At 53.5% G+C, this 10835-nt stretch carries 14 protein-coding genes; 8 read left to right on the top strand and 6 right to left on the bottom strand.

Features of this window, described 5'->3' with window-relative positions; genetic code table 11:
- Window positions 1-308: 308 nt before the first annotated feature.
- On the bottom strand, window positions 309-875 hold the full coding sequence (gene gmhB, locus ACOTX4_RS15230; protein WP_003856122.1) for a D-glycero-beta-D-manno-heptose 1,7-bisphosphate 7-phosphatase: 567 nt from the start codon (window positions 873-875) through the stop codon (window positions 309-311).
- 188 nt (window positions 876-1063) lie between these two features.
- On the opposite strand from gmhB, the gene metN reads away from it, so the two are divergent.
- The 6 genes from metN to proS all read left to right on the top strand — a co-directional run bounded on the left by metN (window position 1064) and on the right by proS (window position 6643).
- Window positions 1064-2095 (top strand): methionine ABC transporter ATP-binding protein MetN, encoded by a 1032-nt coding sequence (gene metN / locus ACOTX4_RS15225; protein WP_032608553.1) that lies wholly within the window; start codon window positions 1064-1066, stop codon window positions 2093-2095.
- Window positions 2088-2741 (top strand): methionine ABC transporter permease MetI, encoded by a 654-nt coding sequence (locus tag ACOTX4_RS15220; RefSeq protein WP_003856130.1) that lies wholly within the window; start codon window positions 2088-2090, stop codon window positions 2739-2741. Before metN ends, ACOTX4_RS15220 begins: the two co-directional genes overlap by 8 nt.
- Window positions 2742-2781: 40 nt before the next feature.
- Complete coding sequence (gene metQ, locus ACOTX4_RS15215; RefSeq protein WP_063937948.1) at window positions 2782-3597, top strand: methionine ABC transporter substrate-binding lipoprotein MetQ; 816 nt, start codon at window positions 2782-2784, stop codon at window positions 3595-3597.
- A 106-nt stretch (window positions 3598-3703) separates the two neighbouring features.
- A complete protein-coding gene (gene rcsF, locus ACOTX4_RS15210) occupies window positions 3704-4108 on the top strand; it encodes an Rcs stress response system protein RcsF (protein ID WP_003856133.1) in 405 nt (134 codons plus the stop codon).
- A complete protein-coding gene (gene tsaA / locus ACOTX4_RS15205) occupies window positions 4105-4812 on the top strand; it encodes a tRNA (N6-threonylcarbamoyladenosine(37)-N6)-methyltransferase TrmO (RefSeq protein ID WP_003856135.1) in 708 nt (235 codons plus the stop codon). The genes rcsF and tsaA overlap by 4 nt, the downstream gene beginning before the upstream one ends.
- A 112-nt stretch (window positions 4813-4924) precedes the next feature.
- The gene (proS, locus tag ACOTX4_RS15200; RefSeq protein WP_003856138.1) at window positions 4925-6643 is read left to right on the top strand and encodes a proline--tRNA ligase; all 1719 of its coding nucleotides are present in this window, start codon (window positions 4925-4927) and stop codon (window positions 6641-6643) included.
- 45 nt (window positions 6644-6688) lie between these two features.
- Here proS and nlpE read toward each other — a convergent pair whose 3' ends face one another.
- Genes nlpE through ACOTX4_RS15185 form a run of 3 tightly spaced genes read right to left on the bottom strand, consistent with a single transcriptional unit; the run spans window position 6689 to window position 8384 of the window.
- Entirely contained in the window at window positions 6689-7387 is a 699-nt protein-coding gene (gene nlpE / locus ACOTX4_RS15195) for an envelope stress response activation lipoprotein NlpE (protein WP_003856140.1), read from the bottom strand.
- A 38-nt stretch (window positions 7388-7425) separates the two neighbouring features.
- A complete protein-coding gene (arfB, locus tag ACOTX4_RS15190; RefSeq protein WP_003856142.1) occupies window positions 7426-7842 on the bottom strand; it encodes an alternative ribosome rescue aminoacyl-tRNA hydrolase ArfB in 417 nt (138 codons plus the stop codon).
- On the bottom strand, window positions 7839-8384 hold the full coding sequence (locus ACOTX4_RS15185) for a YaeQ family protein (RefSeq protein WP_003856144.1): 546 nt from the start codon (window positions 8382-8384) through the stop codon (window positions 7839-7841). Before ACOTX4_RS15185 ends, arfB begins: the two co-directional genes overlap by 4 nt.
- 195 nt (window positions 8385-8579) lie before the next feature.
- On the opposite strand from ACOTX4_RS15185, the gene ACOTX4_RS15180 reads away from it, so the two are divergent.
- Window positions 8580-8780 (top strand): YaeP family protein, encoded by a 201-nt coding sequence (locus ACOTX4_RS15180; protein ID WP_003856146.1) that lies wholly within the window; start codon window positions 8580-8582, stop codon window positions 8778-8780.
- A complete protein-coding gene (gene rof, locus ACOTX4_RS15175) occupies window positions 8767-9027 on the top strand; it encodes a Rho-binding antiterminator (RefSeq protein WP_003856148.1) in 261 nt (86 codons plus the stop codon). The genes ACOTX4_RS15180 and rof overlap by 14 nt, the downstream gene beginning before the upstream one ends.
- 26 nt (window positions 9028-9053) lie before the next feature.
- Here rof and tilS read toward each other — a convergent pair whose 3' ends face one another.
- Complete coding sequence (gene tilS / locus ACOTX4_RS15170) at window positions 9054-10340, bottom strand: tRNA lysidine(34) synthetase TilS (protein WP_003856150.1); 1287 nt, start codon at window positions 10338-10340, stop codon at window positions 9054-9056.
- A gap of 58 nt (window positions 10341-10398) precedes the next feature.
- Complete coding sequence (locus ACOTX4_RS15165) at window positions 10399-10788, bottom strand: VOC family protein (protein ID WP_003856151.1); 390 nt, start codon at window positions 10786-10788, stop codon at window positions 10399-10401.
- Window positions 10789-10835 lie beyond the last annotated feature (47 nt).

Raw genomic sequence — 10835 nt, 5'->3', positions numbered from 1 at the left:
GTATTCATTTTTCGTCCGAGGACGTTAAGAATCCATGTCACTTTGAGTGCCCACACAGATTGTCTGATAAATTGTTAAAGAGCAGTTGCGACGCGTTTCAGCGCTCTGTCGCGAGGTGGCGTATATTACGCTTTCCTCTTTCAGAGTCAACCCTGATTTTCAGGATTTTTTCTCTTCAACCGACCGTGTTGTTTGTGAAGTGATTCACATCCGCCGTGTCGATGGAGGCGCATTATAGGGAGCCGCCGAGGAATGACAAGCGGAAAAATGCATTTTTATTTCAACCGCTCACCTTTTCGCCAAAACGCCTATTTTTGGTGCTTTTTAATCTCTTTTGGCAGTTCTGCCAGACTAGTTATCACCCAGTCGGCTGCATTTTCTGCTTCTGGGGTGACCGGTTTACCGGTACGCACTAATACTTTGGTACCTACACCTGCCGCCGTTGCTGCCTGCATATCTTCCAGTTTATCGCCCACCATATAAGATGCGGCCATATCAATGTGCAGGAATTCCTGTGCAGAGATAAACATGCCCGGGTGTGGCTTACGGCAATCGCAGGTCTGACGATACGCCTCTACACTTCCCTGCGGGTGATGCGGACAATAATAGATGCCATCAAGATCGACGCCGCGATCGGCCAGAGACCAGTCCATCCATTCCGTCAGCGTCTCGAACTGCGCTTCGGTAAATTTACCCCGGGCGATACCGGACTGGTTAGTTACCACCACCAGCGCATAGCCCATCTCTTTCAACTGGCGCATGGCATCTATTACGCCCTCGATAAATTCGAACTCATCAATCTCATGGACGTAACCGTGATCCACATTAATAGTGCCGTCACGATCGAGAAAAATTGCGGGTACAGATTTTGCCACCGGTTTGCTCCTGAAAAAGGCTTGTTCAGCTAGTATCTCATGAATCGCAGCGCAATAAAGTGCTCATCGCAAAGCGGTGGATTGATTTAGACGTCTGGATGCCTTAACATCCATTTTGTTTACGGTCATTCCCCGTATCTGGCAGAAGAAAATGCCACGGCTAACTTACTTACGATAAAAATAATCTAATGATTAAACTTTCCAATATCACCAAAGTGTTCCAGCAGGGGAACCGAACCATTCAGGCGCTGAACAACGTCAGCCTGCATGTGCCTGCTGGTCAGATTTATGGCGTCATTGGCGCATCGGGTGCAGGTAAAAGTACGCTGATCCGTTGTGTTAACCTGCTTGAGCGCCCAACCCAGGGCAGCGTAGAAGTTGGCGGCCAGGAGCTTACCGCTCTCTCAGAAAAAGAACTCACCAAAGCGCGTCGCCAGATTGGCATGATTTTCCAGCACTTTAACCTGCTGGCCTCACGCACCGTTTTCGGTAACGTTGCGTTACCCCTGGAGCTTGATAACACACCAAAAGAAGAAATTACGCGTCGCGTCACCGAACTGCTCGATCTGGTTGGTCTGGGTGATAAACATGACAGCTACCCGGCAAATCTGTCCGGCGGGCAAAAACAGCGAGTAGCAATCGCTCGCGCGCTGGCAAGCAACCCAAAAGTGCTGCTGTGCGATGAAGCCACCAGCGCATTAGATCCGGCTACCACGCGCTCTATTCTGGAACTGTTAAAAGACATTAACCGTCGTCTGGGCCTGACTATCCTCCTTATTACGCATGAAATGGATGTAGTGAAACGTATCTGCGACTGTGTAGCAGTCATCAGCAACGGTGAGCTGATTGAGCAGGACACGGTGAGCGAAGTCTTCTCGCACCCGAAAACGCCGCTGGCTCAGCAGTTCATTCAGTCCACACTGCATCTTGATATTCCGGAAGATTATCTGGAACGTTTAAAAACAGACGCAACGCCTGACAGCGTCCCGATGCTGCGCATGGAGTTCACGGGCCAGTCCGTTGACGCACCGCTGCTGTCCGAAACCGCGCGTCGCTTTAACGTGAATAACAACATTATTAGCGCGCAGATGGACTACGCCGGTGGCGTGAAGTTCGGCATTATGCTGACGGAAATGCACGGCACACAGGAAGAAACCCAGGCGGCAATTGCCTGGCTGCAAGAACATCACGTAAAAGTAGAGGTACTGGGTTATGTCTGAGCCGATGATGTGGCTACTGGTTCGCGGCGTTTGGGAAACGCTGGCAATGACCTTCGTATCGGGCTTCTTTGGTTTTGTGATTGGGCTGCCGGTCGGCGTGTTGCTGTACGTCACGCGCCCGGGTCAAATTATTGAAAACGCGAAGCTGTATCGCACGCTCTCTGCGCTGGTGAACATTTTCCGGTCTATTCCGTTCATTATTCTGCTGGTGTGGATGATTCCGTTTACTCGCGTGATCGTCGGGACGTCGATTGGTTTGCAGGCGGCAATTGTCCCGCTGACAGTAGGCGCGGCACCGTTTATCGCCCGTATGGTGGAAAACGCCCTGCTGGAAATCCCAACAGGCCTGATTGAAGCTTCCCGCGCGATGGGTGCAACACCAATGCAGATCGTTCGCAAAGTTCTGCTGCCAGAGGCGCTGCCTGGGCTGGTGAACGCAGCAACCATCACGCTTATCACGCTGGTCGGTTATTCCGCAATGGGCGGCGCCGTAGGTGCTGGCGGTTTAGGCCAGATTGGATATCAGTACGGCTATATTGGCTATAACGCTACCGTAATGAATACCGTTCTGGTATTGCTGGTTGTGCTGGTTTACTTAATTCAATTCTCTGGCGATCGTATCGTCCGGGCTGTTACGCATAAATAACGTTACAAACAACACAAACTCGACGAGTTAAGGATATAACATGGCGTTTAAATTTAAGATCTTCGCAGCAGTAGGCGCACTGATTGGCTCGCTGGCACTGGTGGGTTGCGGTCAGGACGAAAAAGATCCAAACCACATCAAAGTAGGCGTTATCGTCGGTGCAGAACAGCAGGTTGCTGAGGCCGCGCAGAAAATCGCTAAAGAGAAATATGGCCTGGACGTTGAACTGGTGACCTTCAACGATTACGTTCTGCCGAACGAAGCGCTGAGCAAAGGCGACATTGACGCTAACGCCTTCCAGCATAAACCGTACCTGGATCAGCAGATCAAAGATCGCGGCTACAAACTGGTTGCTGTCGGTAACACCTTCGTTTACCCGATTGCCGGCTACTCCAAGAAAATTAAATCTCTGGATGAACTCCAGCCGGGTTCACAGGTTGCCGTCCCTAACGACCCAACCAACCTTGGCCGTTCCCTGCTTCTGCTACAGAAAGTGGGCCTGATTAAACTGAAAGAAGGCGTTGGCCTGTTACCGACCGTTCTGGACGTAACCGAAAACCCGAAAAATCTGAAAATTGTTGAGCTGGAAGCACCACAGCTGCCACGTTCTCTGGACGATGCGCAGATCGCCCTGGCCGTGATCAACACCACTTACGCCAGCCAGATCGGCCTGACCCCAGCGAAAGATGGCATCTTCGTTGAAGATAAAGATTCCCCGTACGTCAACCTGATCGTGACTCGCGAAGACAACAAAGACGCGGAGAATGTGAAGAAATTCATACAGGCATATCAGTCTGAAGAAGTGTACCAGGAAGCCAATAAGGTGTTTAACGGCGGCGCGGTTAAAGGCTGGTAATCTCCCGGCAGTGTAATATCATCAAGACGGGCATTTGCCCGTCTTGTCATTTGTGCGGTCAACTGCTTCAATATCTGACGTTTTGATTATCCACTGAGGAATTATTATGCGTGCTTTACCGATCTGTCTTTTAGCACTGATGCTGAGCGGCTGTTCTATGCTAAGCAGATCTCCTGTTGAACCTGTTCAAAGCACTGCAACCCCGCCAAAAGCGGAGCCAGCAAAACCGAAAGCGCCTCGCGCTGCGCCGGTACGTATTATTACCAAAGCCGACGAGCTGGTCGGTAAGCCATTCCGTGAACTGGGCGAAGTGAGCGGCGAATCCTGCCAGGCAACGAATCAGGACTCTCCACCCAATATTCCGACAGCCCGCAAGCGTATGCAAATCAACGCGTCGAAAATGAAAGCCAACGCGGTGTTGCTGCACAGCTGTGAAGTCACCAGCGGCACACCAGGTTGCTATCGTCAGGCGGTATGTATCGGTTCTGCGCTTAACATTACGGCGAAATGAGTTCATTTCAGTTCGAGCAGATAGGCGTTATCCGCTCCCCTTATAAAGAAAAGTTCGCCGTGCCGCGTCAGCCGGGTCTGGTCATTCACGGCGGCGGCGAGCTTCATCTTGTCGCGCCGTATAACCAGGCCGATGCAGTGCGCGGGCTTGAGGCGTTCAGCCATTTATGGGTGGTCTTTGTGTTTCACCAGACCATGGAAGGCGGCTGGCGTCCCACTGTGCGTCCTCCTCGTCTGGGCGGAAATGCCAGAATGGGGGTCTTTGCCACCCGCTCAACCTTTCGTCCCAACCCCATCGGAATGTCGCTGGTCGAGCTGAAAGGCATACGTTGTCAGAGAGATCAGGTGATCCTGGAGTTAGGTAGCCTTGACCTGGTTGATGGCACACCGGTCATAGATATTAAGCCTTACCTGCCCTTCGCCGAAGCGCTGCCGGATGCCCGGGCAAGCTATGCTCAGGACGCACCGCAGGCAGATATGCCGGTTCACTTCACGTCTGAAATAACGACGCAAATCAGCGAGCTGGAAAAGCGTTATCCACGTCTGCGTGACTTTATCGTTGAAGTGCTGGCGCAGGACCCCCGTCCCGCCTACCGCAAAGAAGAGGAAGCCGGGAAAACGTACGCCGTCTGGCTGCTGGACTTTAACGTGCGCTGGCGCGTGACTGCGGCGGGTTTTGAAGTGTTTGCCCTAGAACCCAGGTAATTTTGTTCTCCTCTCTTTTGGCATCTTTGCCACACTGGTAAACTAAACCACTTTTTTTGTGTCAGGCTGGTGTTTCAGCCTGTTCCAATCGTCGAAATGGAACCGTAACAACATGCGTACTAGCCAATATCTGCTCTCCACTCTGAAGGAGACACCTGCCGACGCCGAGGTGATCAGCCACCAGCTGATGCTGCGCGCCGGGATGATCCGCAAGCTGGCCTCCGGGTTATACACCTGGCTGCCGACCGGCGTGCGCGTCCTGAAAAAAGTCGAAAACATCGTGCGTGAAGAGATGAACAACGCCGGTGCTATCGAGGTGTTAATGCCGGTCGTTCAGCCCTCTGAACTGTGGCAGGAGAGCGGTCGCTGGGAGCAGTACGGTCCTGAACTGCTGCGTATTGCCGATCGTGGCGATCGTCCATTCGTCCTCGGCCCAACGCATGAAGAAGTGATCACCGATCTGATCCGTAACGAGCTGAGCTCTTACAAACAGCTGCCGCTGAACTTCTTCCAGATCCAGACCAAGTTCCGTGACGAAGTGCGTCCACGCTTTGGCGTCATGCGTTCTCGCGAGTTCCTGATGAAAGATGCTTACTCTTTCCATACTTCTCAGGAATCGCTGCAAGAGACCTACGACAAAATGTACGCGGCCTACAGTAAAATCTTCTCCCGCATGGGGCTGGATTTCCGTGCTGTACAGGCTGATACCGGTTCAATCGGCGGTAGCGCCTCCCATGAATTCCAGGTTCTGGCGCAGAGCGGCGAAGACGATGTGATCTTCTCTGACTCCTCTGATTACGCCGCGAACATCGAATTTGCAGAAGCGCTGGCACCAAAAGAACCACGCGGCGCGGCAACGCAAGAGATGACGCTGGTTGATACGCCAAACGCGAAAACCATCGCCGAGCTGGTTGAGCAGTTTACTCTGCCGATCGAAAAAACCGTGAAAACCCTGCTGGTGAAATCGGCTGAAGGTAGCGCTTATCCACTGGTTGCCCTGCTGGTACGAGGCGATCACGAGCTGAACGAAGTGAAAGCCGAGAAGCTGCCGCAGGTTGCCAGCCCGCTGACCTTCGCAACGGAAGCGGAGATCCGCGCCGTGGTGAATGCAGGTCCTGGTTCTCTGGGCCCGGTGAACATGCCTGTTCCGGTGGTCATTGACCGCACCGTTGCGGCGATGAGCGACTTCGCTGCGGGCGCAAACATCGACGGTAAACACTACTTCGGCATCAACTGGGATCGGGACGTGGCGACGCCGGAAGTGGCTGACATCCGTAACGTGGTCGCAGGCGATCCAAGCCCGGACGGCAAGGGTACCCTGATGATCAAACGCGGTATCGAAGTAGGCCACATCTTCCAGCTGGGCGATAAGTACTCACGCGCAATGAACGCTGCCGTTCAGGGCGAAGATGGTCGTAACCAGGTTCTGACCATGGGCTGCTACGGCATTGGCGTAACGCGCGTTGTTGCTGCCGCTATCGAGCAGAACTATGACGAACGCGGAATCGTCTGGCCGGATAACATCGCGCCTTTCCAGGTAGCGATCCTGCCAATGAACATGCACAAGTCTTACCGTGTGCAGGAGCTGGCTGAGAAACTCTACGCTGAGCTGAGCGCGAAAGGTATCGACGTGCTAATGGATGACCGTAAAGAGCGTCCTGGCGTGATGTTTGCTGACATGGAACTGATCGGTATTCCACACACCATCGTCATTGGCGACCGTAACCTCGACAGCGACGAGATTGAATACAAGTACCGTCGCAACGGCGAAAAACAGATGATCAAGACGGGCGATATTCTTGATTACCTGGTGAAAGCCATCAAAGGTTAAGAAACAAAAAACCCCGCCAGTGCGGGGTTTTTTAATGGCTATATCTTATTTACTGTCGCAGTCTTTCCCCGCAGCAAACTTCGCGTCTTTATCTGCCACTAGCGTTTTCACCAGCTCGCCGCTATCCGGGTTTGGCTCCAGCGTAAAATGCCCTTCAACCGTCAGCAACACTGGCTTACTGTCGTTGCCGCGCGCAACGGCATAGTCTCGCTCCAGCTGGGCATTGTTCGCCACGCTGACTTTCTTCCCGGTTGCACAGTCAGTGAAGATCGCCGCATCCGCCATGTAGAAATACATTCCTCGCATCGCCATTGGGGTGGCTGGCAGGGTCGCTTTCACCGGGGCCAACGTGTAGTTGAACTGGGATTCAATCGGATTGCCTTCGCGATCGAGCATCTCCATCCCCTCGCCTTTGGCGCGGAAGAAGGTTTTATCGCCCGTGGTATCCGTCAATACCAGCTTCTCAGCCGTACGCGCCCATGTTCCGTAAGATGCAAAAGAAGACGGTTCTTTCGCCCCCTGGTAACGCTGGTTCATGACCCAAGTGCCATCTTTTTGCAGGAACAGAGAGGTTTCGATGCCCTCGCAATCTGCACACGGTAATACGCCGCGCCAGCTTTGCTGCATCGGCTTTAATTCTTCATTTTGCGTTGGCTGTAGTACCTGCGTTTCCGAACGGTTATTACAGCCAAAAAGCGCAAACAGGCTTGTCACGGCCAGCGCTGATAATAATGCTTTTTTCACAATACTTTCCTTATGAAAAGGGTATCCCTTTCGTCACATTATGGGTGACGGACTTTGCCACGCAGTGATTTTACGGTGGATTTCTGCGCCTTCGATGACAACCGACGTTCTTTCGATGCCCGCGTTGGACGTGTTGCCCGGCGACTTTTTTGTACAGCCGTCAGCTCTTTGATGACCGCGACCAGCCGGGCAATTGCCGCTTCCCGGTTAAGCTCCTGGCTGCGATACTCCTGCGCTTTAATCACTATCACACCCTCGCTGGTGATCAGGTGATGGCTGGCGGCAAGCAGGCTTTCTTTATAATACTCTGGCAGGCTGGAGGCCCGAATGTCAAAGCGCAAATGGATAGCCGTTGAGGCCTTGTTAACGTGCTGCCCCCCTGCGCCCTGGGCCCGGATAGCGGTGATCTCCAGCTCGTTATCAGGGATGCTGACATTTCGGGACAATACAATCATGATGCGGGCTGCCAGGCCGTGAGATGAATTTCCAGATTATTCTGAGAATCGGAAAGCCAGATGGCACCGTCCTGAATTGTTGCCTGTAGCGCCATCGTCCGGCTGGCGAACGCACTCAACTGCGCCAGCTGTTCATCATCCAGATACCAGACGGTGAGATTTTTGAACTGCGCACATTTATTTTTATTTTGTTGCCACCAGATCTCCGCCGCGCGCTGGTTGTAGGCAAACAACGCCACTTCAGCAGACTGGGTGCAGGCCTTTTTGATCCTGCGTTCATCCGGCAGGCCAAGCTCAATCCATAAATCGATACCCAGATGATCGTTGCGCAGCCAGGCTTCCGGTTCATCTTCCGCGCTTAAACCACGGGTAAATTGCAGACGCTCGTCGGCATACTTAATCCACGCCAGCAGGCGCAGCATCATGCGCTCCTGGGTTTCAGAAGGGTGACGCGCCAGCGTCAATGACGCATCCAGAAACTGGTTACGGTCAAGATCCGCCACATTGACCACAGCTTTATAAATAGTCGCTTTCAGCGCCATGAGAGAACTCCTTTCGAATCAGGCGTACATTGTAGCGAAAACCGCGGCAAAAGGCTGTTACGAGGTGGTGGCTCACTCTTATCAAGGCGCTGATATTGCTTAAATGAGTATGGTATAGTCACCTTGCTAAACCGAGTTTAACTTCGTAGGCTTAATGATATCTCACAGTAAGTCAGTACGCTGGCAGGAGGTGATGTGAATAATTATTGTGAGTTGATTCGCAGACGGTATGCGGAGATCGCCAGCGGAGATCTGGGGTACATTCCGGATGCGTTGGGCTGTGTATTGAACGTGCTAAATGAAGTGGCCTCTGATGAGAGCCTTTCTGAATCGGTCAGGGAAAAAGCAGCGTATGCTGCGGCGAATTTACTGGTGAGCGATTATGTCGATGAATGATACTTATCAACCCATCAATTGTGATGACTATGACAACCTCGAACTCGCCTGCCAGCATCATTTAATACTGACGCTGGAGCTAAAAGATGGCGAAGTGCTAAAGGCAAAGGCCAGCGATCTGGTTTCCCGTAAAAATGTGGAATACCTGGTTGTGGAAGATGCAGGTGCAACGCGTGAGCTACGCCTCGACAAAATTGCCAGTTTCAGCCATCCGGAAATCGGCACCGTCGTGGTGAGCGAATCCTGATAACCAACGGGCAGCCAGGCTGCCCGTTACGCTTTCCATTCAAAATTAACACCCGCTTCAGCCCACCCCTCTTCAGTGATGAACACCCCTGCCGCCGCGATGAGCGTGTCGCCGTAAAACAGAAGCGGCGTGGTATTACGTCGCCAGGGCGGAACGTTCTGTTCCTGCCAGATTTTCTTCAGCTTACGCCCGCCGTTACGACCGACGATATGCAGCATGCCGCTGGCCCTGAAGCGTATGGTAACGTTCTCGTCCGGCTCAGGTAGACGCACATTGCCCGAATGACTTAACGCAACGACACCGGCATTCATCGGTAGCGTTAATGCTTTTTCCGGCGACGGCCAGTCGAGCACAACGTCAGCCAGCGACGGCACAGATTTTACCCACCAGAGTTGCCCTTTATAACGCCTGACGTCATAACCATTCAGGTGTATACACGGTGCGGCATCTTCCCTCGCCTGTGCAACTTCCTCCCAGATACGGTTGAGCATCGCCCTGGACGGCATAACCGCACGGTGGTAAGCCAGCCAGCGGCGAATCAGAGCAGCCCGACGCACGGGGCTCATCACCTTCAACGGCGCAACGTTCAGGGCACCGTCAGCGGTAATCAGTGTATTCAGCTCCCCGCTCAGCAACTCATCCAGCAAGCTTTCCTGTTCAGCACACAGCATGGCGCTTCTGGCCGCCGCTTCGGAAAAATGCGCCCAGCGCTCACTCAGCAGCGGTAAGACGCGCAGGCGCAGGAAGTTACGGTCGTAACTGTCGTCCTGATTGCTGTCGTCTTCAATCCAGCACAGATGATGCTGCTGCGCCCAGGCTTCCAGTGATGCGCGCGTCTCACCCAGCAGCGGGCGGATGAGCTCTGTTTCAGCAAAATCAGCGCGCTCAGGCATGGCGGATAAACCCGCAGGCCCGCTGCCCCGCTTGAGCGCCAGTAAAAACGTCTCGCACTGGTCGTCCAGATGCTGCGCGGTGACCAACGCTTCTCCAGGCTGTAATGCGCCAGAAAACGCGGCGTAGCGGGCTTTCCGCGCCTGCGCCTCAATACCCAGCCCCTCATCCTCAAGCGTGACGCGTTCAACGATCAGCGGGATCTCCCACCCTGAGCACACCGCTTCGCAGTGCGCCACCCAGTCTTCGGCATGGGGGCTTAAGCCGTGATGGATATGCATCGCCCGCAGCTGGACGTCAGGCTCACGGTCGCGCCAGAGCTTAAGGCGGTGCAGCAAAACGGTGGAATCCAGGCCACCGCTGAACCCCACCAGCAGCTGGCGGTAGGGTGAAACGGCGTGCGCGATAGCGGGTAAGGTCATAGGAAATTACACATAAAAAATGCCCGAACTGAACGGGCATTATCACACATGACGGCGATTACTGCTGATAAAGCTCCAGCGGCAGGCCGTCCGGATCGTTGAAAAAAGTGAAACGTTTATCGGTAAAGGGATCGACACGAATCGCTTCGCAGGCCACGCCGTGGGCTTCCAGATGTTTTACCGCGCTGTCCAGGTCATCGACACTGAAGGCCAGGTGGCGCAGGCCGCAGGCTTCCGGGCGTGAAGGACGCGCTGGCGGGAAAGGAAAAGAGAACAGCTCAATCACATATTGACCGTTTAACGCCAGATCGCCTTTCCAGGAGTCGCGCTCCTCACGGTAGGCCTCGCTCAACAGCGTAAAGCCGAGAACGTCGCAGTAGAATGCCTTACTTTTCGCATAATCGGTGGCAATGATCGCAATATGATGAACCGCTTTTAAACCCAGCATAGTTTCTCCTTTTTATGATGCCCTGAACGTTACAACCGACAACCCGC

The organism is Enterobacter cloacae complex sp. IR5459 (assembly GCF_049238005.1).
GTDB classification, from domain to species: Bacteria; Pseudomonadota; Gammaproteobacteria; order Enterobacterales; family Enterobacteriaceae; genus Enterobacter; species Enterobacter hormaechei_C.
Note: the sequence above shows the minus strand (reverse complement) of the source record. Positions and strands in the feature narration are given on the sequence as shown.